The organism is Limnohabitans sp. (assembly GCF_044361985.1).
GTDB lineage: Bacteria > Pseudomonadota > Gammaproteobacteria > Burkholderiales > Burkholderiaceae_C > Limnohabitans_A.
Map to the genome: position 1 here is coordinate 51,190 of NZ_JBIKHV010000001.1, position 24,359 is coordinate 75,548.

Annotated in this window: 27 protein-coding genes; 9 read left to right on the forward strand and 18 right to left on the reverse strand. The window is 59.4% G+C overall.

The window, feature by feature from the left end; all coding sequences use genetic code 11:
• Genes ACIQ3A_RS00240 through ACIQ3A_RS00255 form a run of 4 tightly spaced genes read right to left on the reverse strand, consistent with a single transcriptional unit; the run spans position 1 to position 3,616 of the window.
• On the reverse strand, positions 1-828 hold the full coding sequence (locus tag ACIQ3A_RS00240) for an ABC transporter ATP-binding protein (protein WP_396429732.1): 828 nt from the start codon (positions 826-828) through the stop codon (positions 1-3).
• The gene (locus tag ACIQ3A_RS00245) at positions 825-1,658 is read right to left on the reverse strand and encodes an ABC transporter ATP-binding protein (RefSeq protein WP_396429733.1); all 834 of its coding nucleotides are present in this window, start codon (positions 1,656-1,658) and stop codon (positions 825-827) included. Before ACIQ3A_RS00245 ends, ACIQ3A_RS00240 begins: the two co-directional genes overlap by 4 nt.
• Positions 1,655-2,731: a branched-chain amino acid ABC transporter permease gene (locus ACIQ3A_RS00250; protein WP_396429734.1), complete on the reverse strand. Its 1,077-nt coding sequence runs from the start codon at positions 2,729-2,731 to the stop codon at positions 1,655-1,657. Before ACIQ3A_RS00250 ends, ACIQ3A_RS00245 begins: the two co-directional genes overlap by 4 nt.
• 9 nt (positions 2,732-2,740) lie before the next feature.
• Entirely contained in the window at positions 2,741-3,616 is an 876-nt protein-coding gene (locus ACIQ3A_RS00255; protein ID WP_396429735.1) for a branched-chain amino acid ABC transporter permease, read from the reverse strand.
• A gap of 176 nt (positions 3,617-3,792) precedes the next feature.
• Between ACIQ3A_RS00255 and ACIQ3A_RS00260 the strand changes: the two genes are divergently transcribed.
• Together ACIQ3A_RS00260 and ACIQ3A_RS00265 are read left to right on the forward strand one after the other, a co-directional pair.
• A complete protein-coding gene (locus ACIQ3A_RS00260; RefSeq protein ID WP_396429736.1) occupies positions 3,793-5,184 on the forward strand; it encodes an acyclic terpene utilization AtuA family protein in 1,392 nt (463 codons plus the stop codon).
• Positions 5,181-5,591, forward strand: a complete 411-nt coding sequence (locus ACIQ3A_RS00265) for a hypothetical protein (protein WP_396429737.1) — start codon at positions 5,181-5,183, stop codon at positions 5,589-5,591. The genes ACIQ3A_RS00260 and ACIQ3A_RS00265 overlap by 4 nt, the downstream gene beginning before the upstream one ends.
• Positions 5,592-5,606: 15 nt before the next feature.
• Here the strand turns inward: ACIQ3A_RS00265 and pcaF are convergent, their stop codons facing one another.
• Entirely contained in the window at positions 5,607-6,809 is a 1,203-nt protein-coding gene (pcaF, locus tag ACIQ3A_RS00270; RefSeq protein ID WP_396429738.1) for a 3-oxoadipyl-CoA thiolase, read from the reverse strand.
• 285 nt (positions 6,810-7,094) lie between these two features.
• Between pcaF and ACIQ3A_RS00275 the strand changes: the two genes are divergently transcribed.
• Positions 7,095-7,529, forward strand: coding sequence for a DUF1841 family protein (locus ACIQ3A_RS00275; RefSeq protein WP_396429827.1), 435 nt, complete (start codon positions 7,095-7,097; stop codon positions 7,527-7,529).
• Between the two features lies 1 nt (position 7,530).
• Here the strand turns inward: ACIQ3A_RS00275 and ACIQ3A_RS00280 are convergent, their stop codons facing one another.
• The gene (locus ACIQ3A_RS00280; RefSeq protein ID WP_396429739.1) at positions 7,531-8,196 is read right to left on the reverse strand and encodes a lytic transglycosylase domain-containing protein; all 666 of its coding nucleotides are present in this window, start codon (positions 8,194-8,196) and stop codon (positions 7,531-7,533) included.
• A 13-nt stretch (positions 8,197-8,209) separates the two neighbouring features.
• Complete coding sequence (locus ACIQ3A_RS00285; protein ID WP_396429740.1) at positions 8,210-9,955, reverse strand: proline--tRNA ligase; 1,746 nt, start codon at positions 9,953-9,955, stop codon at positions 8,210-8,212.
• A gap of 99 nt (positions 9,956-10,054) precedes the next feature.
• Between ACIQ3A_RS00285 and ACIQ3A_RS00290 the strand changes: the two genes are divergently transcribed.
• Positions 10,055-10,672: an RNA pyrophosphohydrolase gene (locus ACIQ3A_RS00290; RefSeq protein WP_396429741.1), complete on the forward strand. Its 618-nt coding sequence runs from the start codon at positions 10,055-10,057 to the stop codon at positions 10,670-10,672.
• Positions 10,673-10,705: 33 nt separating this feature from the next.
• Here ACIQ3A_RS00290 and proB read toward each other — a convergent pair whose 3' ends face one another.
• From proB to rplU, 4 genes are all read right to left on the reverse strand, one after another.
• Positions 10,706-11,842: a glutamate 5-kinase gene (gene proB / locus ACIQ3A_RS00295; RefSeq protein ID WP_396429742.1), complete on the reverse strand. Its 1,137-nt coding sequence runs from the start codon at positions 11,840-11,842 to the stop codon at positions 10,706-10,708.
• Positions 11,843-11,889: 47 nt separating this feature from the next.
• Positions 11,890-13,020 carry an Obg family GTPase CgtA gene (cgtA, locus tag ACIQ3A_RS00300; RefSeq protein WP_396429743.1) on the reverse strand — a complete coding sequence of 377 codons (1,131 nt, stop codon included), beginning with the start codon at positions 13,018-13,020 and terminating at the stop codon, positions 11,890-11,892.
• Between the two features lie 103 nt (positions 13,021-13,123).
• On the reverse strand, positions 13,124-13,384 hold the full coding sequence (rpmA, locus tag ACIQ3A_RS00305; RefSeq protein ID WP_108407147.1) for a 50S ribosomal protein L27: 261 nt from the start codon (positions 13,382-13,384) through the stop codon (positions 13,124-13,126).
• Between the two features lie 12 nt (positions 13,385-13,396).
• Positions 13,397-13,708, reverse strand: coding sequence for a 50S ribosomal protein L21 (gene rplU, locus ACIQ3A_RS00310; RefSeq protein WP_396429744.1), 312 nt, complete (start codon positions 13,706-13,708; stop codon positions 13,397-13,399).
• Positions 13,709-13,935: 227 nt separating this feature from the next.
• Here rplU and ACIQ3A_RS00315 point away from each other — a divergent pair, with 227 nt between their 5' ends.
• Positions 13,936-14,919: a polyprenyl synthetase family protein gene (locus ACIQ3A_RS00315; RefSeq protein ID WP_396429745.1), complete on the forward strand. Its 984-nt coding sequence runs from the start codon at positions 13,936-13,938 to the stop codon at positions 14,917-14,919.
• 93 nt (positions 14,920-15,012) lie between these two features.
• Entirely contained in the window at positions 15,013-15,414 is a 402-nt protein-coding gene (locus ACIQ3A_RS00320; protein ID WP_396429746.1) for a surface-adhesin E family protein, read from the forward strand.
• A 67-nt stretch (positions 15,415-15,481) separates the two neighbouring features.
• On the opposite strand, the gene ACIQ3A_RS00325 is transcribed toward ACIQ3A_RS00320, so the two are convergent.
• The 6 genes from ACIQ3A_RS00325 to ACIQ3A_RS00350 all read right to left on the reverse strand — a co-directional run bounded on the left by ACIQ3A_RS00325 (position 15,482) and on the right by ACIQ3A_RS00350 (position 20,223).
• Positions 15,482-16,228: a lysophospholipid acyltransferase family protein gene (locus ACIQ3A_RS00325; protein ID WP_396429747.1), complete on the reverse strand. Its 747-nt coding sequence runs from the start codon at positions 16,226-16,228 to the stop codon at positions 15,482-15,484.
• Between the two features lie 112 nt (positions 16,229-16,340).
• Positions 16,341-17,636 (reverse strand): dihydroorotase, encoded by a 1,296-nt coding sequence (locus ACIQ3A_RS00330; RefSeq protein ID WP_396429748.1) that lies wholly within the window; start codon positions 17,634-17,636, stop codon positions 16,341-16,343.
• Positions 17,637-17,731: 95 nt separating this feature from the next.
• Entirely contained in the window at positions 17,732-18,697 is a 966-nt protein-coding gene (locus tag ACIQ3A_RS00335; protein WP_396429749.1) for an aspartate carbamoyltransferase catalytic subunit, read from the reverse strand.
• Positions 18,698-18,713: 16 nt separating this feature from the next.
• Positions 18,714-19,214 carry a bifunctional pyr operon transcriptional regulator/uracil phosphoribosyltransferase PyrR gene (gene pyrR / locus ACIQ3A_RS00340; protein WP_396429750.1) on the reverse strand — a complete coding sequence of 167 codons (501 nt, stop codon included), beginning with the start codon at positions 19,212-19,214 and terminating at the stop codon, positions 18,714-18,716.
• Complete coding sequence (gene ruvX, locus ACIQ3A_RS00345) at positions 19,211-19,627, reverse strand: Holliday junction resolvase RuvX (protein WP_396429751.1); 417 nt, start codon at positions 19,625-19,627, stop codon at positions 19,211-19,213. The genes pyrR and ruvX overlap by 4 nt, the downstream gene beginning before the upstream one ends.
• The gene (locus ACIQ3A_RS00350) at positions 19,624-20,223 is read right to left on the reverse strand and encodes a YqgE/AlgH family protein (protein ID WP_396429752.1); all 600 of its coding nucleotides are present in this window, start codon (positions 20,221-20,223) and stop codon (positions 19,624-19,626) included. The genes ruvX and ACIQ3A_RS00350 overlap by 4 nt, the downstream gene beginning before the upstream one ends.
• A gap of 74 nt (positions 20,224-20,297) precedes the next feature.
• Between ACIQ3A_RS00350 and ACIQ3A_RS00355 the strand changes: the two genes are divergently transcribed.
• A complete protein-coding gene (locus ACIQ3A_RS00355) occupies positions 20,298-21,776 on the forward strand; it encodes a cryptochrome/photolyase family protein (protein WP_396429753.1) in 1,479 nt (492 codons plus the stop codon).
• A gap of 33 nt (positions 21,777-21,809) precedes the next feature.
• Here ACIQ3A_RS00355 and ACIQ3A_RS00360 read toward each other — a convergent pair whose 3' ends face one another.
• Positions 21,810-21,980, reverse strand: coding sequence for a rubredoxin (locus ACIQ3A_RS00360; RefSeq protein ID WP_108407137.1), 171 nt, complete (start codon positions 21,978-21,980; stop codon positions 21,810-21,812).
• Between the two features lie 116 nt (positions 21,981-22,096).
• Here ACIQ3A_RS00360 and ACIQ3A_RS00365 point away from each other — a divergent pair, with 116 nt between their 5' ends.
• Both ACIQ3A_RS00365 and hemL read left to right on the forward strand, forming a co-directional pair.
• Positions 22,097-23,041: a hydroxymethylpyrimidine/phosphomethylpyrimidine kinase gene (locus ACIQ3A_RS00365; RefSeq protein ID WP_396429754.1), complete on the forward strand. Its 945-nt coding sequence runs from the start codon at positions 22,097-22,099 to the stop codon at positions 23,039-23,041.
• Positions 23,042-23,058: 17 nt separating this feature from the next.
• Complete coding sequence (gene hemL / locus ACIQ3A_RS00370) at positions 23,059-24,354, forward strand: glutamate-1-semialdehyde 2,1-aminomutase (protein ID WP_396429755.1); 1,296 nt, start codon at positions 23,059-23,061, stop codon at positions 24,352-24,354.
• Positions 24,355-24,359: the final 5 nt, after the last annotated feature.

A 24,359-nucleotide genomic window follows, 5' to 3' on the forward strand; every position in this document is an offset into this window, starting at 1 on the left:
TTATCTCCAGGTTTTCTTCTTTTTCCAGCGGCGATCGGCGCGCACGCCCTCTTCCTTGAGCCCCAGGTAGAACTCCTTGATGTCCTCTTTTTCACGCAAACGGGCACAGGTGTCTTCCATCACGATGCGGCCGTTTTCGAGCACGTAGCCATAGTCCGAAGCATTCAGTGCCATGTTGGCGTTTTGCTCGACCAACAAGATGGTGGTGCCACGCTCACGGTTGATGCGCACCACGATTTCAAAGATTTCCTTGGTGAGCTTGGGGCTGAGGCCCAGGCTGGGCTCGTCCAGCAATATCAGGTCTGGGTTGGCCATCAAAGCCCGGCTGATGGACAACATTTGTTGCTGGCCGCCCGAGAGCAAACCGGCGTCTTGGGCCGTGCGCTCACGCAGGATCGGGAAGTAATTGAACACGGCCTCCATGTCACGCGCCACACCATCGCGGTCGTTGCGGGTGAAGGCACCCATGAGCAGGTTGTCACGAATTGACAGCAAAGGAAACACCTCGCGGCCTTCGGGCACATGCATCAGGCCGCTCTGCACGATGATGGCCGGGTCTTGTGCGGTGATGCTTTTGCCCTTGAACTCGATCGAGCCCTTGCGTGGGTCGATGATGCCACTGATGGTTTTGAGGATGGTGGTTTTGCCCGCCCCGTTGGAACCCAGCACGGTGGCAATTTCGCCCTTGCGCACCTGCAGGCTGACGCCGCGAATCGCTTTGATCGGGCCATAAGCGCTTTCCACGTTGAGCAATTTGAGCATCACGTTGTCTGCTGCCACAGATGCCTCTGCCAGGCTGACGTTCGCAGTTTGTGGGGCGGTGCTCATGCTGCACCCCCAGCCACGTAGTTTTCGCGGCGCAGGCTGGACACGTCATCCACCGAGCCCAAATAGGCCTCGATCACACCCGGGTGGCTTTGCACCTCACTGGGCGTACCGGTGGCGAGTTCTTCGCCCTGGCTCATGGCCAGCACGCGGTCCGACACTTTGGAGACCAGGCTCATGTCGTGTTCCACCATGAGGACGGTGATGCCGAGTTCGTTTTTGATGTCCGAAATCCAGAAAGCCATGTCTTCGGTTTCCTCGACGTTCAGACCCGATGAGGGTTCATCGAGCAAGAGCAACTGGGGATCGGTGCACAAGGCTCGGGCCAGTTCTACGACTTTGCGCACGCCATAGGGCAAACCCGCCACCATCGAGTCACGATGGTGTTGCAGGTCCAGAAACTCAATGATCTGCTCCACTTTTTCACGCGCCTCGATTTCGGCTACACGGGTTTTGGCCGTGAAAAAAATCTCGCTCCATAAACCAGTCTTGCGGTGGGTGTGGCGACCGATCAACAGGTTTTGCAGCACCGTGGCGTGCTCAAACAACTCGATGTTCTGGAAGGTGCGCGCAATGCCCAAGCCGGCAATCTGATGCGGCAGTTCATCGGTCAAACGCAGTGTGCCCTGGGGTCCAGCGTAATCAATCACGCCGGTGGTGGGGGTGTAAATGCGGCTGATCAGGTTGAACACGGTGGTCTTGCCGGCACCGTTGGGGCCGATGAGGGTGAAGACTTCACCGCGCTTGACGTCAAAGCTGACCTTGTTGACGGCCAGCACACCGCCAAAACGGACGCTCAGGTCTCGAGCGGATAAAAGGATGTCTGCGTTCATTTCAGGCGGTCCGATTTCTGGAATGATTTCTGGCGTTTGAACAGGCCACGACGGTAGAACGGAAAGAGTTGGAACCAGGTGCGCACCTTGAGCCAGCGCCCGTACAAACCCATCGGTTCAAACAACACAAAAGCGATCAGCACCATGCCGTAAACCGTGCCCTGCAAACCAGCGGCACCGCCAATGGCGGCGGGTAAAAAGTCTTTGCCCATGGAAATCAGTTGGGGCATGACGATCAGGAAAATGGCCCCCAGGAAAGCCCCGTGGATAGATCCCAGACCACCAATCACCACCATCAGCAACAAGTCGATCGACTGGATGATGCTGAACTGCTCGGGCGAAAGGAACTGGATCTTGTGGGCGTAAAGCGCCCCGCCAATGCCTGCCAAAGCGGCCGACAGTGCAAAGGACAACGTCTTGTAGCGTGCCAGGTGAATGCCCATGCTCTGGGCCGAGATTTCGGAATCACGTATCGCCACAAATGCCCGCCCGGTGGACGATCGCAGCAAATTTGCGATGGCCAATGTGGCACCCACGGCCACGATGAGGCAAAGAAAATAGAACTCTTCGGTGGTGTCCAGGGTCCAGCCGCCCAGCTTGGGATAGCCCACCATGAGCCCCGCATTGCCACCCGTGACATGCTCCCAGCGGGCCATGCCTTCTTCGACAATGAAGCCAAAGGCCAGCGTGGCCATGCCCAAGTAAATCCCTTTGACACGCAGTGCAGGCAAACCGACGATGACCCCCACAATGGCCGAGAACAAGCCAGCACACAACAAGGCCAGCGGGAAAGGCACACCGGCGTTCACCATCACGCCTTGGGTATAAGCCCCCACCCCCAAAAAGGCGGCATGGCCTAACGAGAACAAGCCGGTAAAACCGGCCAACAGCATCAGGCCCAGGCCCACTACCGCATAAATCAGCACGAAGGTCAGTTGGGCCAGCCAGTATTCCGCCACCACCCAGGGTGCGGCCACCAGGAACAGCCCCAGCAAGCTGTACCAGAAGACATGGCCACCGTGCTTGGCCAGGGTGATGTCTTGGTTGTATTCGGTTTTAAAAATGAAACGCATGCTGGGGCCTCAGACTTTCTTGCGCAGTTGCTCACCGAACAAGCCATTGGGCTTGAGCACCAGCATGAGCAACACCACGATATAGGGCGCAATGTCTTTAAAGCCTTCGGGCAAGTAAAAGCCCGAAAACGACTCGACGATGCCAATCACCAAACCGCCCACGATGGCACCCGGTAAGCTGCCGAAGCCACCGACCACAGCGGCTGGAAAAGCCTTCAGGCCAATGAAGCCCATGTTGGCGTGCACAAAGGTGATGGGTGCCAGCAGCAAACCTGCCACCGCAGCCACCCCCGCCGCCAGACCCCAGACCAGGCCGTTGATTTGTTTGACCGGGATGCCCATGTAATAGGCGGCCAACTGGTTTTGTGATGCAGCCTGCATGGCAATGCCCAGCTTGCTGTACTTGAACATGGCAAACAGCCCCAGGCACAAAATGCCCGTGGCACCGATCACCACCATTTGCTCGGCTGCAATCACCAGGCTGCCCAAGCGCAAAACCTGTCCCGCATAGGGCACAGGCATGGTGTGGGTGTCGGTGCCAACATCGGGGATCATGGTAATCAGGCCGCGCAACACATACCCCACGCCAATGGTCAGCATGACAATGGAAAACGCAGGCTGCCCAAGGATGGGGCGAATCACCAGGCGCTCCAGCAAGACACCGAAAACGCCCATGGCTACGATGGCAGCAGGCACTGACAACCAGAAAGGAAAACCCAGCAGCGTCATGGCGGCCAGACCCGAAAAAGCCCCCACCATCATCAGGTCACCCTGGGCAAAGCTCACCGTTTCGGTGGCCTTGTAAATCAGCACGAAACCCAGGGCAATGAGTCCGTAAATACAGCCCTGGGCCACACCGCTGATTAGCAGTTGCAGCAATTGCACGCCTGTCTCCTCTGTTTTGTTGTGTCCTGCCAAAGTCCACATTGGCTTTGCCACGGGCATCGGGCCCCAGCAAAAAGCATTTGCGAACGACCGTGCGATTATGGATGTCTTACATGAGACTTTCCCTAGGGGTTGTCCCCCATTCACACGCATACGCAAGGCTTCAATATCCTTGCATGAAAAATGCCATTCGCATCGGATCTGGTCTTGGTTTTTACGGCGACAACTGGGAGCCGGTGGTCGCCAGCATCGAGCGCGGCCAAGTCCAGTTCATCGCCAGCGACCACTTGGCAGAACTCACCCTGGCCATTCTTCAAAAAGACCGCCAACGCGACCCAGCGCTGGGCTACGCCCGCGACGTGGTGCCCATGCTCTTGCGCCTGTGGCCGCTGATGCAACCGCGCGGCGTTCGCTTTGTGTGCAACGCAGGCGGCCTGAACCCGATGGGCGCAGCCCTGGCCGTGCGCAACGCGCTGGCAGGCGCTGGCTGGCACCCGCGCATCGCGGTGGTGTCGGGCGACGACGTGCTGTCCTTGCTGCAAGACACGGGCAAGCGGTTTGACCACATGATGGACGGCACCGACGTGAGCGGCGTGCGTGAGCGTCTGGTGTTTGGCAATGCCTACCTGGGGGCGCAGCCGATCGTGGAAGCCCTGGACCAAGGTGCTGACATCGTGATCACCGGACGAGTGGCCGATGCGGCGCTGTTTTTGGGGCCGCTGGTGCACGGCTTGGGCTGGAAGCTGGCAGATGCCAGCACCCCTGAAGACTTCAACCGCTTGGCCCAAGGCCTGGCGGTTGGCCACTTGCTGGAATGCTCGGGCCAGGGCAGCGGTGGCAATTTTGGCAGCCAGGGCAGTTGGCAAGACATCCCCGACCTGGCCCACATTGGCTACCCGATCGCAGAGGTGCAGGCCGACGGCACGGCCATGCTGACCAAAGCGCCGGACACGGGTGGCCTGGTCAACTTTGACACGGTCCGTCAACAACTGCTGTACGAGGTGCACAACCCGCACGCCTACCTGTCACCCGACGTGGTACTGGACATGGGCCAGATCACGTTGACCGACGAAGGCCATCACCGGGTGCGCTTGACAGGCGCGCAGGGCGCGCGCCCTGGTGACCAGTTGAAGGTGGTGGCGGGCTTCAGGGATGGCTTCAAGGCCGAGGTCAGTTGGGGATTTTCATGGCCCGATGCCTGGGACAAGGTGCAGGCTGCGGAGGCCACGATCCGCAGCCAGCTCAAGGCGCACAAGCTGCCTTTTGACGAACTGTTTGTGGAGTACCCGGGACTCAATTCGGCACACGGGCCATTGGCCCCCTTGCCACCTGCAGCCGAGCTGAATGAACGCGCCGAGATCTGGGTGCGCATGGCCTTGCGCACACCGATCAAAGCGGCGGCCGATGGCTTTGGCCGCCTCTTTCCCTGGATGGCTTTGAGTGGGCCAGCCTACACCTGTGGCTTTCAGGGCATGAACAGCAGCAGCGAATTGCTGGGCATCTGGCCCACGCTGATTCCTCGCAACAGGGTTCAGGCCCGCCTTGAAATTCTGGAGTCCAGCACATGAACACCGCCATCCCAAGCCTCTTGCGCATGCCCCTGGCCCGCTTGGCCCACGCCCGCAGCGGTGACAAAGCCGACTGGGTGGACTTTGGCCTGTTTGCCTGGAACGAAGACGGCTATCGAATCCTTCAGCGTGAAGTCACGGCAAACAAAGTACAAGCCCACTTTGCCCCCTGGCTGCCAGGCAAGGTGCAAGCCTGGGCGTTGCCCAACATCCTGGCCATGAAATTCGTGCTGGAAGGCGCCCTGCAAGGTGGCGGCGCACGCAATCTGCGGCTGGACAACCTGGGCAAAGCCATGGGCGCTGCACTGCTGCGCATGGACATCGAGGTCAGCGCGCAAGAATGGCAGCAGGCACAAAAAAGCCCCCGAAGGGGCTGGTGGCCAGAGCCTTTGTCACCCCGGGCTTGATCCCGGGGGTAGCTGTCAAACGCGCTCGATGATCAGTGCAATGCCCTGACCCACGCCAATGCACATGGTGCACAGGGCATAGCGACCGCCCGTGGCGTGCAACCGGTTGATGGCCGTGGTGGCCAAGCGGGCACCTGAAGCGCCCAGCGGATGCCCCAAGGCGATGGCTCCCCCCCAGGCGTTCACACGCGCGTCGTCGTCTTTCAGGCCCAGCATGCGCATCACGGCCAGGCCTTGTGCCGCAAAGGCTTCGTTCAGCTCGATCACGTCCATCTGGTCAATGGTCAAGCCTGTTTGGGCCAGCACCTTGAGCGTGGCCGGCGCGGGGCCAATGCCCATGACGCGCGGCGCCACACCCGCAGTGGCCATGCCCACCACACGCGCTTTGGGCGTGAGGCCGTTTTTGGCCGCTTCGGATTCGCTTGCCAGCAGCAAGGCACACGCGCCATCGTTCACACCCGAGGCATTGCCAGCGGTCACGGTGCCATCAGGGCGCACCACACCTTTGAGCTTGGCCAAGGCTTCGAGGCTGGTTTCGCGCGGGTGCTCGTCGGTGTCCACGAGGATGGCGTCGCCCTTTTTCTGGGGAATGCTCACACCCACGATTTCGCGGGCCAGATGACCCGCCTTGATCGCAGCCACGGCGCGCAGTTGGCTGTTATAGGCCATCAAATCTTGCGCTTCGCGCTCTATCTTGTAGTCGGTCGCCACGTTTTCTGCGGTCTCGGGCATCGAGTCTACGCCGTATTGCACTTTCATCAGCTTGTTGACAAACCGCCAGCCGATGGTCGTGTCATACACCGCATTGGCGCGGCTGAAGGCGCTTTCTGCTTTGGGCATGACAAACGGGGCGCGGCTCATGCTTTCCACCCCACCGGCAATCATCAGCCCGGCTTCCCCTGCCTTGATGGCGCGGGCGGCGGTACCGATGGCGTCAAGCCCCGAGCCACACAATCGGTTGATGGTGCCGCCTGGCACATCCACAGGCAAACCTGCCAGCAAGCTGCTCATGTGCGCCACATTGCGGTTGTCTTCACCGGCCTGGTTGGCGCAGCCATAGAGCACGTCGGTCACGGCAGCCCAGTCCACTTTCGGGTTGCGGGCCATCAGTGCGCGCAAGGGCACAGCGCCCAGATCGTCGGTACGAACGCTGCTCAAGGCACCGCCGTAGCGGCCAAAGGGGGTACGGATCGCGTCACAAATGTAGGCTTGGTTCATGTTGGTCGTTTCGTGAAGGTGGTCTTGATGCATTATATTGCATGATATGGAGGTGCCATTTTGCATTCTAGGGCCAGGATTGAAGTTTCGGTACGCCTGTTTACGAATTCAAAGTCTGGCGTCTGGCCGCAAGGCGAGACGTCGGTGCCATCCATCAAACCATGTGAGAGACCGGGGTCTGGGGCCGGGGCGATGTGGCAAAGCGAAGCGCCTCTGAGCCCTGGCCCCAGACCCCGGCCTCTCACTGCTTAAAACAGCTGTACTTGAGAGACAATCCACCCCATGCTGATTCAACCCTCCCAAGCCGATGTCCGGCGTTTTTTTTGCGGTGTCTACGCCAAAGCCCGTACGGACGCCGCTCTGGAACCCATGGAAATTCTCGTCAGCCAATGGATCAACGAGCACCCCGAATACCACGCTGAACTGGCCGATGTCGATGCGGCTCTGGCCAGCATGCACCAAGCCAACCCGAACCAAGAAAACCCTTTTCTGCACTTGTCGATGCACCTGTCCATCAGTGAGCAATGCAGCATTGACCAACCCCGGGGCATTCGCCAAGCGGTGGAGTTGCTCACCCACAAACTCAACTCGCTGCACGATGCACACCACCAGACCATGGAATGTCTGGGCCGAATGGTTCACGAGAGCCAGCACGCCGGCCGCATGCCCGATGGCGAAGCCTACATTGCATGCGTGCAACGCCACGCCACCCGAGACTGATTCAGTCCACCGCGTGTACCCAAGCCCGCTGCGCTTTCAGCACAGCATCGGGATACGCGGCCTGGCCTCGGGAGCCGTTGTAACGCCCCAGGCCAAGAAACAGGTCACCGCGCTCACGGTCCAGATAATGCCGCAAGATCACACACCCAAAACGCAAATTGGTTTGCATGTGAAACAGTCGGGTGTGATCACCATCACCAATGGAGCGCGCCCAAAACGGCATGACCTGCATGAATCCCATCGCCCCTGCGGACGACACAGCGTGTTTGCGAAACGCGCTTTCAACCTGCACCAATCCCAGCACCAATGACAAGGACAGACCTGCCCGGCGGGCCTCGTACCAAAGGGTTTGCAAGAACTCTTGCCGCTCAACAGGGTTGCGCTGAAAACGCACCAGCCCCTGGCCAGTCACTGCCAGCCATTGGGCATAGGCCTGTTGATCAGCAGTGGTGGTCAGCACGGGCTCTGGCGGTGCTGCGCCAGCCACTGCCGCACTAAGGGCCGTGCGCACGGCCGTTGACAATTGCTCTTCGACTTGTGTCCCAGCTTGAACCGGCATGAAAGGCAAAACGCCGAGGCCGGTGCCAAACAGGGCGCTGTGTGCCAGTCGCTGCAACGCCTGGCGACGGGTACGCGGTTCAAAATGAAGGGGAACGACAGTCGACATGCCCCAACGCGAATCAGGCGGCCATGCGGGACTTGATGTGCGCCAGGATGTCTGCAACAGCCACCTTGGTGGCTTCTGAATCGCGGCGGTGCTGGTATTCGATCAGGCCATCCTTGAGTCCCTTGTCTCCGATGGTGATGCGGTGCGGCACCCCGATCAATTCCCAATCCGCAAACATCGCGCCGGGGCGTTCACCCCGGTCATCCAGGATGACGTCCACACCGTCGGCCAACAAGGCGGCGTAAATGCGTTCGGCCTCAGCCTTCACGGCTTCGCTGCGGTCCATGCCGATGGGGCAGATCACAGCTGTGAACGGCGCAATCGCATCGGGCCAAATGATGCCGCGCTCGTCGTGGTTTTGCTCAATGGCAGCGGCGGGCAAGCGGGTGATGCCGATGCCATAGCAACCCATCTCCAAGAACTGGGGTTTGCCGTTCTCGTCCAGGAAGGTGGCGTTCATGGCCTTGGAGTACTTGGTCCCCAGATAAAACACATGGCCCACTTCAATGCCGCGCTCAATCGCCAGCTCGCCTTGACCGTCTGGCGACTTGTCACCCGTCACCACGTTGCGCAGGTCGACGACCAAAGCCGGTTCGGGCAAGTCCCGCCCCCAGTTCACGCCCGTGGTGTGGAAGCCTTCTTCATTGGCACCGCAAATCCAGTCGGCCATGACGGCCACATCGCGATCAGCCACAAGGTGAACCGGTTTTTTTAAATTGAGCGGGCCCAGGTAACCGGGCTTGCAACCAAAGTGTTCTTCGATCTCGCTCAGGGTGGCGAAGCGGAAGCCGCCCTCCATGCCGGGCAGCTTGCCGACCTTGACTTCGTTCATGTCGTGGTCACCGCGCAGCAGCAGCAACCAGACTTGCGATTGGACGATTTCGCCTTGCGCGTTCAACTGGTCGGTGGCCAGCACCAGCGACTTGACCGTGGAGGACAGCGGCACGTTGAGCAAGTTGGCGACGTCTTCGCAGGTGCTTTGACCGGGCGTTGCTGTTTTGCTCAGGGCCTGGCTGGCTGCGCCCCTTGGCTGGCTGGGAGCCAAGGCCTCGGCCTTTTCCAGGTTGGCGGCATAGTTGCTGCTGGGGCAATAAACAATGGCGTCTTCACCGGTGGCGGCGATCACCTGAAACTCTTCACTCAGGTCACCCCCAATGGCACCGCTGTCGGCAGCCACGGCGCGGTAAGTCAATCCGAAGCGGTCAAAAATTTTGCGATAAGCCCCTGCCATCACCTGATAGCTGGCCTTGGCAGTGGTCACGTCGCGGTCAAAGCTGTACGCGTCTTTCATGGTGAATTCACGGCCCCGCATCAGGCCAAAACGTGGGCGGCGCTCGTCCCGAAATTTGGTCTGAATCTGGTAAAAATTCTTTGGAAGTTGCTTGTAACTGCGCACTTCTTGGCGCACCACGTCGGTGACCACTTCCTCGCTGGTCGGCTGGATCACGAAGTCGCGGCCATGGCGGTCCTTGATGCGCAACAACTCAGGGCCCATCTTGTCAAAACGCCCTGTTTCCTGCCACAGCTCGGCGGGCTGAACCACAGGCATTGTCATCTCGATGGCGCCAGCGCGATTCATCTCCTCGCGCACAATGGCCTCGACTTTGCGAATCACACGCAAACCCATGGGCATGTAGTTGTAAATGCCAGGGCCCAGTTTCTTGATCAGCCCTGCCCGCGTCATCAATTTGTGGCTGGCGACTTCGGCATCAGCCGGCGCCTCTTTGAGGGTGGAAATCAGGAATTGGGAAGCTTTCATTGCAGCACACTAACAAAACAAGGGAATCAGGGAAACATCCAAGAGCGAGCGCCAATGTGGCGTGCATAATGAACACAATTTAAAAATTTGGGGTTGATTATGCTTGACCGTGAAGGCTTTAGGCCGAACGTCGGCATCATTCTGCTCAACCAGAGAAACCAGGTTTTCTGGGGCAAACGCATACGAACCCACAGCTGGCAGTTTCCGCAAGGCGGCATTGACCGGGGCGAAAGTCCTGAACAGGCCATGTTCCGTGAACTGCATGAAGAAGTGGGGCTCCAACCGGAGCATGTGCGCATCGTGGCCCGAACCCGTGACTGGTTGCGTTATGAGGTGCCAGACCGCTTCATCCGCAGGGATGCTCGTGGTTTTTACAAAGGCCAGAAACAGATCTGGTACATGCTGCAATTGATGGGGCACGACCACCATCTGAACTTGCGCGCCACCGACCACCCCGAGTTCGACGCCTGGCGCTGGAACGACTATTGGGTGCCACTCGATGTGGTGGTGGAGTTCAAACGCGGTGTGTACGAAATGGCACTGACCGAGTTGGCCAGGTTTTTACCGCGCCAAGAAAGGCAAAACCGTTATTTGCGCGGCGGCAGCCGAAGCCTGCGTGAAGGTTTGGACTCTGACAACGGCACCCTGGAAATGGCGCCACCCTTGCACATGGAACTGTCTCCCGGGGCCAGCTTCGATCCGAATCCACAAGGCTAAAGGCCGTCAAGCTTTTGCTGGTCAGCCTGGCGCTCAGCGGGTCAAAATCAGATTGTCCCGGTGCACCATTTCGGGCTCAGCGGTGTAGCCCAACAAAGCCTCGTATTCATGCGAGGGTTTGCGGCACAACAAGCGCGCTTCGGCACTGGCGTAATTGGCCAAACCACGGGCAATTTCTGTCCCTTGCTCATCCCGGATGGCAATGACATCACCGCGTGAAAAATCCCCGGCGACACCGTTCATGCCAATGGGCAGCAAACTTTTGCCTTCGGTCAATACTTTGTGTGCAGCCCCGGCATCGACCGTGACCGACCCACGCAACTGCAGGTGATCGGCCATCCACTGCTTGCGCGCTTGTTGTTTGGCCGTTTGGGCCACCAGCAAGGTGCCCATGTTGTCGCCCTGACTCAAGCGCAGCAGCGCATCTGGCTCACGGCCCCAGGCGATCACCGTGGATGCGCCCGAACCCGCGGCCCGTTTGGCCGCCAGGATTTTGGTGATCATGCCGCCTTTGCCAATGCTGGAGCCAGCACCACCAGCCATGGCTTCGAGTGCCGCATCGCCTGCGCGGGCCTCGTGCACAAACGTGGCCGAGGGGTCTTTGCGGGGATCAGCGGTGTACAGGCCTTTTTGATCGGTGAGGATGATCAGCAGGTCCGCCTCGATCAAGTTGGCCACCAAAGCGCCCAATGTGTCGTTGTCACCAAACTTGATCTCGTCGTTGACGACCGTGTCGTTTTCGTTGATGACCGGCAACACGCGGTGTTGCAGCAAGGTCAGCAAGGTGGAGCGGGCATTGAGGTAGCGCTCACGATCGGCTAGATCGGCATGTGTCAGCAAAACCTGGGCGCTGCCCATGCCGTGTTCTCGCAACTTGGTTTCATACACTTGCGCCAGACCCATCTGGCCCACTGCGGCGGCGGCCTGCAAGGCCGGCACTTCGCTGGGACGTGTGGCCCAGCCCAGGCGCTTCATGCCTTCGGCAATGGCACCACTGGACACCATGACCACCTCTTTGCCTTGGGCGCTGAGCAGCGCCATCTGGCGGCACCATTCGCCAATTGCATCCTCATCCAGACCGCGACCTTCGTTGGTCACCAGGCTGGAACCCACTTTGACAACGATACGACGGGCGTCACGCAAGAGATTGGAAACGGCAGGGGTGGTCATGCTTGGGGGTGTACTTTGCTTTTGCACGCAGGTCTCAGGGCCAGATACTAGGCGTCGTTGGGCTCGGAAGACGGCGTTTTGAATCGCGGATCATCGGCATCAGGCGCTTGCGGCTTGTCTTGTTCCTTGAAACGAGGATCAATGTCCACAACACCTTGCTCAATGATTTGCTGGGCCCGGATGTGCTTGTAGATTTCCTTGATCAATGGTTCACAACCTTCACGCGTCAAGGCCGAAATCTGGAAGACTGGGCCTTTGTAGCGCATGCGCTTGATGAAATCTTTCACGCGGACCTCGCGCTCTTCAGCGGGCACCATGTCCAGCTTGTTGAGCACCAGCCAGCGCGGCTTGTTGTAAAGGCCTGGGTCGTATTTTTTGAGCTCGGCCACGATGGCCTTGGCTTGCTGAACAGGGTCGACGTTCTCGTCAAACGGTGCAAAGTCAACCACGTGCAACAACAAACGGGTGCGCTGCAAATGGCGCAAAAACAAATGCCCCAAACCCGCGCCTTCAGAGGCCCCTTCAATCAGACCCGGCACATCGGCGACCACAAAGCTTTGCTCAGGGCCGACACGAACCACACCCAGGTTGGGGTGCAAGGTGGTGAAGGGGTAATCGGCGATCTTGGGCCGTGCGTTGGAGACGGCCGCGATGAAAGTGGACTTGCCCGCGTTGGGCATACCCAGCAGGCCCACATCGGCCAACACTTTCAACTCGAGCTTGAGCTCTTTCTTTTCTCCAAGCCAACCCGGTGTTTTTTGGCGTGGGGCCCGATTGATGGCACTTTTAAAGCGCATGTTGCCAAAACCACCATCGCCGCCCTTGGCGATCATGATGGTTTCGCCTGGCTCCAACAATTCGTAGAGCACTTCGCCCGTTTCCGCGTCGGTGATGATGGTGCCTACGGGCATTTTCAAAATGACATCGTCGCCAGCAGCCCCAAACATGTCGGAGCCCATACCGTGCTGACCCCGCTTGGCCTCGTGGCGACGCGAGTAACGGAAGTCAACCAAAGTATTCAGGTTGATGTCGACAAAAGCGAAGACATGCCCACCCCGACCACCGTCACCTCCATTGGGACCACCAAATTCCTTGTATTTCTCGTGGCGGAACGAGACACAGCCGTTCCCGCCGTCTCCTGCGGAGATGTCAATATAGGCTTCGTCAACGAACTTCATGAGAATTCCAGTGTAGCTTGGGGTCCGCCGTCAAAATACAAGCGGGCCAAAATGCGAAAAGCCCCGGCTTGCGGGGCTCCTCTTCGCCATGGACGAGACTGGCTTAAACAGCCTTGGTCACGTTCACCATGTGCTTGCTGAGCTCGCCTTTGGTGGAAAACGACACATGGCCGTCAACCAGGGCAAACAAAGTGTGGTCTTTGCCGATACCGACATTGTTGCCAGCATGAAACTTGGTACCACGTTGACGAACGATGATCGAGCCAGCGCTGATCAGTTCACCACCGAAAGCCTTAACGCCAAGCATCTTTGGCTTGGAATCACGACCGTTGCGCGTAGAGCCGCCGCCTTTTTTCTGTGCCATGACCTATTCTCCTTAGGCAGAGATCGCGCCGATTTGCAGTTCGGTGAACTGCTGGCGATGACCCTGACGTTTCTGATAGTGCTTGCGACGGCGCATCTTGAAGATGTGCACTTTATCGTGCTTGCCATGCGCCAAAACTGTGGCTATGACTGTGGCGCCGGACACCAGGGGCGTGCCGATCTTGAGTTCAGCGCCGGTACCGACGGCTAAAACCTGATCAATCACGATTTCCTGGCCAACGTCCGCAGCAATCTGTTCTACTTTAATTTTTTCGCCAGCGACAACACGATACTGTTTGCCGCCGGTTTTTATGACCGCGTACATAAATGACCTCTTTGGATGGAAGTTTCCAAGGGCTGATCCCCAAGGAACCAAAGATTTTAGCACGACATACCCTGGCAGGCAATCGGCTGACGCCGCCAGCGCCCGTTAAGGGTGACGACAGGGGGGCGTCACTTGGCCGTCCCTATAATAGAGATGCATTGCAATGCGCCCAATAACGCCCCCCTTTCGCCTCGGCCCTGGCCAGCCACCCAGCTGGATACATCAAGTTGTCTGCTCACGAAAACAGCACCGCCGCCGTTCTTGAACTTGTGTCGCCCGACATGGAACAGGTCGACCGTGTCATCGCTAAGCGACTCGAGTCAGGCGTCCCCTTGGTGGGTGAGGTGGCCAAATACATCATTTCGGCTGGCGGCAAACGCCTGCGCCCGGTCTTGCTGCTTCTAACTTGCGGGGCTCTGGGCTACACCGGCGCACAAAAGTACACGCTCGCCGCCGTGGTCGAATTCATACACACCGCGACCCTGCTGCACGACGATGTGGTGGACGAGTCAACCTTGAGGCGTGGCAAACCCACCGCCAACGAGCGTTTTGGCAACCCTGCCAGCGTGCTTGTCGGTGACTTCATGTACTCGCGCGCCTTCCAGATGATGGTGGATGCAGACAGCATGCAAGTCATGCAAACCTTGGCCGATGCCACGAATGTGATTGCCGAAGGCGAAGTGCTGCAGTTGATGAACATGCACGATGCCTCACTGAACGAAGATGGCTATTTGCGTGTGATCCGCTCCAAAACAGCCAAATTATTTGAGGCCAGCGCCCGCCTGGGCGCAATTTTGGCGGGCAGCTCGGCCTCCATTCAAAACGCTTGCGCTGACTACGGTCAGGCCTTGGGCACTGCTTTTCAGGTGATCGACGATGTGCTCGACTACGATGGCAATGCCTCCGAAATGGGTAAAAATTTGGGTGATGATTTGCGCGAGGGCAAAGCCACCCTGCCCCTGATTTTGGCCATGCAACTGGGCAGTGAGGCTCAAAGACAGACCCTGCGTGAAGCCATAGAAACGGGCAGCATCGCCCGATTGGCCGACATCGTGACCATCGTGCGCGACACAGGCGCACTGGAGGCCACCCGCAATGCAGCGGCCTCAGAAGCCCAACGCGCCATCGATGCGGCCATGCAACTGCCAGACAATGCTTACCGGCAAGCCATGGTGGTGCTGGCGTCAGAACTGCTCAATCGCCGAACCTGACAGGTCTTTGCGCCAACTTGTACCTGTGTGCTCAAGCACGCCACACCCATTTAACTTTGCACCCAGCTTCATCGACAGATCAGATTGCACGCCATGAAACTGCGAAAAACTGCCCGCTACGCCTTCATCGGCCTCCTCTGCGTGATGTGCTCAGTGGTCAAAGCCAGCGCCAAGTGGGAGGCCATCACGCTCAACGACCTGGGTTTGTTTTACATTGACCCCAAATCCATCACTGAAGAAGATGGCCGGAAATGGGTCTGGACCGCCTTGGATTACAAGAAAGCCCAAAGTACGGGCGATGGCAAGTTGTACTTGTCGACCCATTCCCAGATTCAACTCAACTGCAAGTTGAAGATGGCCCGGGTGATGCACCTGACTTACTACACCGGTCCGATGCTCACGGGCCAGGTCGTGAGTCGGCAAGGCATGTTGCACGAGTGGCTGAACATTGAACCGACTTCACCCATTCAAAAAATTGCCCGTCGGATTTGTTAAGGGAGTGATTGGCCTGAAGGGCAATTCGAAACCCAGCCCCCGCAATGGCGAAATCAACTGCCGCCACTCAGTTCTTATTAGCATCGCGCAGACGGATCACCTCGTCGCGTAAATCAAGCGCCCAAACACGGCGATCTCGCCCTTGGGCAAGTTGCGGCTCGCCGAAGTGAACCACAGCCGTGATTCTGGGCGCAGTGAGGGTGCGCCAGATGGAGCCGACCAATGTGTCGTCACCAATGTAGCAAGGCGCAAAACTCGGCTCACCACTTCGGGCATCCAGGAATTGAAGCGACATGGGCTGCACGGCCGCCTCCGCTTGAATAGCCGACTGGATCAAGTTGGCGTGAAAGGGCAGCAAATCACGCCCATCGCTGGTGGTGCCTTCAGGGAATACCGCCACCACATCGCCATTCTTCATGGCATCGGCCATGTCCTTGACCATGCGCAGGGCGTCTTTGCGGCTGGTGCGTTCAATGTAGAGGGTGCCAGCGCCCGTGGCCAACATGCCCACCAAGGGCCAATCCCGGATGTCGGACTTGGAGACAAATCGGCAATGCCGCGCCGCATGAATCACCGAAATATCCAGCCATGAAATGTGGTTGGCCACGATGAGGGCCGGGCCATTGGACACAGGCCTTCCCAATACCTTGAGGTGGATGTCCCACAAGGCCAAAAACTGCAAGGCCCAGGCTTGCACGCGCATCTCGCGTTGCTCAGGGGTCCATTGGGGAAACCTGGCATAAATTGTCCACATGCCGATGAGGACGTGCCATAAACCACGCAGCAATTTCCAGAGGGCGATCAGCGTGCGCATGTCATGTCCAAATTGGAGGCGCTACGCTGCGACCCAATGGCAAACCCATCTGACTCAGCGGCAGATGACGCGCAGGGTGCCAACTCACACAAAAAGTCAAAATCACCACGGATCAGCGCGCTTCAAATGCGACGTTGCCACCAACCACCGTGGCCAGCACACGTCCCGGCAATTCGTAGCCTGAAAAGGGTGTACTTTTGCCCTGACTGCGCAAAGACGTGTCGGTGACGCGCCAATGGCATTGATCGGACAGCACGCACACATCGGCCAAACCGCCCACCGCCAACTGCCCCACTGAGCCTTGCAAGCTGCCCAGCGCGATGCCGAGCACACGGGCCGGGTCTGCGGTGATGCGTGAAATCACTTGTGCCAAAGGCAAGCCGGCATCCTGTCCCCACTTGAGGGCCAGGCTCCAGAGCAGTTCCATGCCCGTGGCACCGGGTTCGGCTTCGGCAAATGGCAAGGCCTTGGCATCGGCATCGACCGGGGTGTGGTCAGACACCAGGACATCCAGCGTGCCATCGGCCAGACCGGCGCGCAGGGCATCGCGGTCGCGCTGCTGACGAAGCACGGGCAGGAGGCGCGCACGGCTGTCGAAATACCCCATGTCGGCGTCCGTCAGGTGCAGCGAGTTGATGCTCACATCGGCCGTCACAAGGAGGTCTTCGGCTTTGGCCTGGCGCACCAGTTCCACCCCCTGGGCACTGCTGATGCGGCAAAGGTGCACACGGGCGCGGGTGCTGCGCACCAGCTCGAAAATCGTGTGCAACGCAATCGTCTCAGCGGCCACCGACACACTGGACAAACCCATGCGCGTGGCCAGCGGGCCGCTGGCTGCCACGCCCTTGCCCAGGTGCAGCTCTTGCGGGCGCAGCCAGACGGTGTAGCCAAAGGTGCTGGCGTATTGCAAAGCACGCTGCAGCACCTGGGTACTGGGAATCGGGACTTCGGCCTGGCTGAAACCCACACAACCCGCGGCGGTGAGCTGCCCCATTTCGGTCAGCACTTCGCCCCGCAGGCCCACGGTGAGTGCGCCCAGAGGCAGCACGCGTGCCTGGTGCAACTTTTCGGCGCGGTAGCGCAGCATTTCGACCAAGCCTGGTTCGTCCAGCACCGGATCGGTATCGGGCGTGCAGACCAGGCTGGTCACACCGCCCGCCACGGCAGCGGCCATTTCGCTTTCCAGCATGCCGGCATGCTCCTGGCCAGGCTCACGCAGGCGCGCTGCCAAGTCCACCAAGCCAGGGGCCACAACGGCACCTGTCGCATCGATTGTGCGATTGGGTGTGAAGTCGGCTGGCACCCGACCCACCGCCACAATGCGTCCAGCGGCAATCGCCACATCCGCTGTTTGGTCAACGCCATTTGCGGGGTCAATCACCCTGCCGTTTTGAATGAGGATTTTCATGGCTGCACTCCATCAGGTTGACTCAAAGCGTGCAGGGCCATCGTGGGCATCTGTGAACAAACAAAGAGAGGGGCGTGAAGGTTCATGTTTTTTCCTTATGCCTCGTTGCCCGCGACGATGCTCATCACCGCCATGCGCACAGCGATGCCAAAAGTCACCTGCGGCAGAATCACGCTTTGCCGCCCATCGACCACGGCGGAGTCGATCTCCACGCCCCGGTTGATCGGTCCGGGGTGCATCACGATGGCGTCGGGCTTGGCCAGTTGCAGTTTTTCGGGCGTCAAGCCAAAGCTCTTGAAGTATTCCTGGCTGGATGGCAGCAGTGCGCCCGCCATGCGTTCATTTTGCAGGCGCAGCATGATCACCACATCACAGCCCTTGATGCCTTCTTCCAGATTGTTGAAGACCCGTACGCCCATTTGTGCCATGTCGGCAGGCACCAAGGTCTTGGGGCCAACCACGCGCACTTCGGCGCAACCCAGCGTGGTCAGCGCATGGATGTCAGAGCGGGCCACACGCGAGTGAAGCACGTCGCCCACGATGGCCACCGTGAGGTTGGAAAAGTCTTTTTTGTAGTGCCGGATGGTGTACATGTCCAGCAGCCCCTGGGTGGGGTGTGCGTGGCGCCCGTCACCGGCGTTCACAACATGCACATGGGGCGCAACATGTTGCGCGATGAGATACGGTGCGCCCGACTCGCTGTGACGCACCACAAAAATATCCGCTGCCATGGCCGACAAATTGGCGATCGTATCGAGCAACGACTCCCCCTTGCTGGCCGAAGACCGGGCAATGTCGAGGGTGTACACATCGGCCGACAAGCGGGTGGCAGCGATGTCAAAAGTGGTGCGGGTGCGGGTGCTATTTTCAAAAAACAGGTTGAAGACGCTCTTGCCGCGCAAAAGCGGTACTTTTTTCACCTCCCGCTCCTGCACGCTGACAAAGCTCGCCGCCGTGTCGAGGATGTGCGTGAGGATGTCCCTGGACAGGCCCTCCGTAGACAGCAGGTGAATCAGTTCACCGTTTTTGTTGAGTTGGGGATTGTTGCGTTTGTAGAGCATGGTGTTCTCGCCCGTTTCAGGCCTTGTTCTCCACTTCAAAACTGAAATTGCCCGAGGCATCGCGGGCCAGCGCCAGCGATTGGGTCTCGGGCAAGGCCACGCGGGCAGCGGCAAAGTCTGCCTCCACTGGCAGCTGACGCCCGCCCCGGTCCACCAGCACGGCCAACTGCACGCGGGCGGGACGGCCGTAGTCAAAAATCTCGTTGATCACAGCGCGGATGGTTCGTCCGGTGTAAAGCACATCGTCCAGCAGCACAATGTCCGCCCCATCGACCTCAAAGGGCAAGTGGGTCTGACCGCCCGCCGACAGGCCGCGCTGAGCGTAATCGTCTCGGTGCATGACCGAAGACACCCGGCCTGATTCACCAGGCAGGGCGAGGTCGCCGTGCAGTCGCTCGGCCAACCAAGCCCCCCCGGAAGTGATGCCCACCAGACGGGTATCGGCCTTGCACAAACTGCGCACGCCTTGCAGCAGCTCCTGGTACAGGGCTTCTGCATCCAACGCCAAAGCACTCATGGCAGACTCCTCAAAAATTGGTCAAGAATGATCGCTGCTGCCGCCGCATCAGCGTCTTTGGCGCCATTGGCAAGGGCTTCGGTCGTGGTGTAGCGCTCGTCCACCTCATACACGGCAAGGCCAAAGCGGCCTCGCAGCTGGCGGCCAAATTTGCGGGCGCGCAGGGTGTTTTCGTGCTCGCCCCCATCGGGGTGAGTGGGCACGCCGATCACCAGCGCATCCGGCTGCCATTCCTTGATGCGTTTGGCAATCAGCTCAAAACGGGCATCGCCTTCGGCAGCAATCGTGGCTTGCGGGGTCGCGGATTTGATCAACCGATTGCCCATGGCGACGCCAGTTCGCTTGAGGCCATAGTCAAAAGCGAGGAAGGTTTGCTGAGATGCCGGCACCACTTCATCAGGCACAGCGCTCATGCGTGCCCCGCATCTGGAGAAAGCATCCAGCTTTTAAGCCCCAGCAAGTCCAGCGCCCGGTCATAGCGATCGGCCATGGGCACCTCAAAAATCACATCGGCTGAAGCGGGCACCGTGAGCCAAGTGTTTTCGCTCAACTCGGATTCAAGCTGCCCCTCACCCCAGGACGAGTACCCCAAAGTGACCAATACCCGACGCGGCCCCGCCCCAGAAGAAAGGGCTTCGAGCACATCGCGGGAAGTGGTCATTTCCAGCCCGCCCGGCACGATGAGGGTGGAAGCGTAAATCGAGCCCCCATCCTCCTCAGGATTGTCCATGCGCAAGGGATCGTGCAAGACAAAGCCGCGTTCGGTTTGCACCGGGCCGCCCTGGCCCACCGGGTTTTGCACCAGGTCTTCACGGCGCAAGCGCAAATCCACCTTGTCAAACAACAGGCGCATGCTGATGTCTGCCGGCTTGTTGATGATCAGGCCCATGGCGCCACGGGGGCCGTGCTCACACATGTAGATGACACTGCGGGCAAATGTCTCGTCTTCCAAACCCGGCATGGCGATCAGGAAATGATGCTTGAGGTCGATGGAGGCACAATCTGTCATGCGCCGATTTTAGCGGCCCCGTCCCTGCGGGTGGGTCCATGGGTGCATTGATTGATCCAACACGGCAAACCCTCATGGCAACCCCTTTTTCTTGTGGCTTGGTCTGGCTGCGGCGCGACTTGCGAGTGAGCGACCATGCAGCCCTGCACCAAGCCCTTCAGCACTGCCAACGGGTGCATGTGGTGTTCGTGTTTGACACCGACATTCTGGACAAACTGCCCCGCGCCGACCGACGGGTCGAGTTCATTCGAGAATCGCTGGTGGAAGTGGATGCCCAATTGCGCAAACTGGCGGGCCACCGACAGGCGGGCCTGATCGTGCGTCACGGCGTGGCCAAAGACAAAATCGTCAAATTGGCTCAACACCTGCAGGCCCAGGCGGTATTTGCCAACCACGATGACGAACCCCTGGCGCTGGCGCGTGATATTCAGGTGCGCGGGCATCTGGCCGACCAGGGCATCGTGCTGCACACCTTCAAGGACCATGTGGTGTTTGAGCGCAACGAAGTGCTCACCCAAATGGCCAAGCCCTTCAGCGTGTTCACGCCTTACAAAAATGCCTGGCTCAAAAAAATCACGCCCCAGGACTTGCAGGCCCACCCGGTGGAAGCCCTGGCCTCGCGCTTGGCACCCCGACCTGACGATCTGGCCCACCCCGTGCCCAGCTTGCAAGACATTGGTTTTGAGCCCACCAACCTCCAGGCTCTGAAAATTCCCATCGGTGAATCGGGTGCCCAGGCCTTGCTGCAAGACTTTTTGACCCGAATTGACCAGTACGAAGACACGCGCAACTTTCCGGCGGTCAAAGGCCCCAGCTACTTGAGCGTGCATTTGCGCTTTGGTACGGTCTCGATCCGTCAACTGGCTCGCGAAGCCCACGCCCGCATGCTGTCGGGCAGCCCTGGCGCCAGTGTCTGGTTGTCCGAGCTAATTTGGCGGGACTTTTATGTGCAGGTTTTGCACAATTTTGCGCATGTGGGCCAAGGGCGAAGCTTCAAGCCCGATTACGATGCCATCCGCTGGGAACATGGCACGCATGCCCACAAACTGTTTGACGCCTGGTGCCAGGCTCGCACGGGCTACCCTTTGGTGGATGCAGCCATGCGTCAACTCAACCAGACCGGTTACATGCACAACCGCCTGCGCATGGTGGTGGCGTGCTTTTTGGTGAAAGACCTGGGCATTGACTGGCGCTGGGGCGAACGCTACTTTGCCGAGCACCTGAACGATTTTGATCTGTCAGCGAACAATGGCGGCTGGCAGTGGGCCAGCTCCAGCGGTTGCGACGCGCAGCCTTACTTTCGGATTTTCAACCCCATCAGTCAAAGCGAAAAGTTTGACTCAGAAGGTAAATTCATCCAACGGTATGTGCCCGAATTGGCGGGTTTGTCCACGAAAGACCTGCACGCCCCCTGGTTGGCCAAACCGCTGGAGTTGCAGGCCGCCAACGTGGTGATTGGCAAAACCTACCCGGCACCCATCGTTGACCATGCCGAAGCCCGCGAAAAAACCTTGGCCCGGTATGCGGTGGTCAAGAAAAAGCCGTCTGAATAAGACGGCTCGGGCGCAATCCGGTCTGTCTTCAAATCAGATCGCCACCATCTCAAAGTCTTCCTTGCGCGCTGCGCACTCCGGGCAAGTCCAGTTCATGGGCACGTCTTCCCACTTGGTGCCAGGCGCAATGCCATGCTCAGGGTCGCCTGTGGCTTCGTCGTAAATCCAGCCGCAAATCAGGCACATCCAGGTTTTGTGTTCCATCACATTGTCGCAATCTGAGAGTCGAATAGAATGAAATGATTGTATCGTGCCGCAAACCATCGACAGATTTTGCGCCCTGCTGAAGACCTTCTGAAGCCCCCTGCAATTCGCATCCCATGACCGATCATCACCCCGAATCCCTGACTGAAACCGACGCCCTTGAGGCTGAAGAATCTGCGGGCCTGGCCTGTGTGCTTTCCTTCAATGCCAACGACCCCAGCGGCGCTGGTGGATTAACGTGTGATGCCACCGCCATGGCGTCGGTGGGCGCCCATTGCCTGCCCGTGTGCACGGGCGCCTATGTGCGGGACACCAGCGGCATCACCGATTTCTACCCACTCGATGAAGAGGCTGTCAACGACCAAGCCCGCGCCGTTGCCGAAGATGTACCGGTCCAGGTCATCAAGGTCGGGTTTGTCGGCACCCCCGAAAGTCTGGCCACCATTGCCGAGCTGGCCGACGATTACGACGGCGTGCCCCTGGTGGCTTACATGCCCAACCTGTCCTGGTGGGAAGACGACAAGATCGACGCTTATCTGGACGCTTTCAGGGAACTGCTGCTGCCCCAAACCAGCGTGTTGGTGGGGCATCACAGCACCTTGCGCCGTTGGTTGCTGCCTGAATGGACGGGCGAGCGCAACCCCGGCCCGCGCGACATCGCCAAAGCCGCCGCCGAGCTGGGCGTGCCCTACACCCTGGTCACTGGCCTGCCCTTGCCCGATCAACACATTGACAACGCGTTGGCATCCCCCGAAACCGTGCTCAGCCACGAAAAGTTTGAACGCATCGAAGCCGTTTTTGCAGGCGCAGGAGACACTCTGACCGCTGCGCTGGCCGCCTTGCTGGCCACGGGGATGGACCTGCCCGAAGCCGCCAACGAAGCCTTGCATTACCTGGACCGTTGTCTTGACGAGGGCTTTCGGCCCGGCATGGGCCAAGTCATTCCGGACCGCCTGTTCTGGGCGCTGCCCGATGACGAAGACACCGACGCTGATGCAGGCCCAGAAGTGCACCCTGGCGCTGACTACTTTGAAGTGCCTTTCAACGAAACCAAGCATTGAAGCCCGAGACCACCCCCATGACAGACCGCAACCAAACCCTCTTTGACCGCGCAGCCCAAGTGATCCCGGGCGGGGTCAATTCCCCCGTTCGCGCCTTTCGCGCCGTCGGCGGCACGCCGCGCTTTGTGCAGCGTGCACAGGGCGCTTATTTCTGGGACGCCAACGGCCAGAAATACATCGACTACATCGGCTCCTGGGGCCCAATGATCTTGGGCCACGGCCATCCCGCCGTACTCGAAGCGGTACAAAAAGCTGCCTTGGATGGCTTCTCTTTTGGCGCCCCCACAGAGCGCGAGATCGAGCTGGCCGAAGAAATTCTGAAGCATGTGCCCTCGATGGAGATGGTGCGCCTGGTCAGCTCGGGCACCGAAGCGGGCATGAGTGCGCTGCGCTTGGCGCGCGGTGCCACAGGCCGCAGCAAGTTCATCAAATTTGAAGGCTGCTACCACGGCCACGCCGATGCCCTGCTGGTCAAGGCAGGCTCCGGCCTGGCCACTTTTGGCAACCCCACCAGCGCAGGCGTACCGCCCGAAGTGGTACGAGACACCTTGGTGCTCGAGTACAACAACATCGCTCAGCTCGAAGAAGCCTTTGCCTTGCACGGCAAAGAACTGGCCTGCGTCATGATCGAGCCGATTGCGGGCAACATGAACTTTGTCCGGGCCAGCGTGCCCTTCATGAAGCGCTGCCGTGAACTGTGCAGCCAACACGGCGCCTTGCTGGTGTTTGACGAAGTGATGTCTGGTTTTCGTGTGGCTTTGGGCAGCGCCCAAAGCGTCTATGCCGGTTTGATTCCCGGCTTCAAGCCCGACATGACCGTGCTTGGCAAGGTCATCGGCGGTGGCATGCCCCTGGCCGCCTTTGGTGGCCCCCGCGCCATCATGACGCAGTTGGCCCCCACCGGCCCGGTCTACCAGGCAGGCACCTTGAGTGGCAACCCGGTGGCCACGGCTTGCGGCCTGGCCACTTTGCGCGAAATTGCCAAACCCGGTTTTTGGGATGCCCTGAGCGCCCGCACCCAAAGCCTGGTGGATGGCCTGACAGGCGCTGCCGCTGCGGCAGGCGTGCCCTTTGTGGGCGATTGCCAAGGCGGCATGTTCGGCTTCTTTTTGCTGCCTGAGTTGCCGCAAAATTACGCCAAAGTCATGACCAGCGACAGCCCTAAATTCAACAAGCTGTTCCACGGCCTGCTGGACGGCGGGGTCTACATCGCGCCCGCCTTGTACGAAGCCGGTTTTGTGAGTGCCGCCCACACCGAAGCCGACATTGCCGAGACGGTGCGTGTGGCGGCTGCTGTGTTCAAAACCCTCTGATCTGA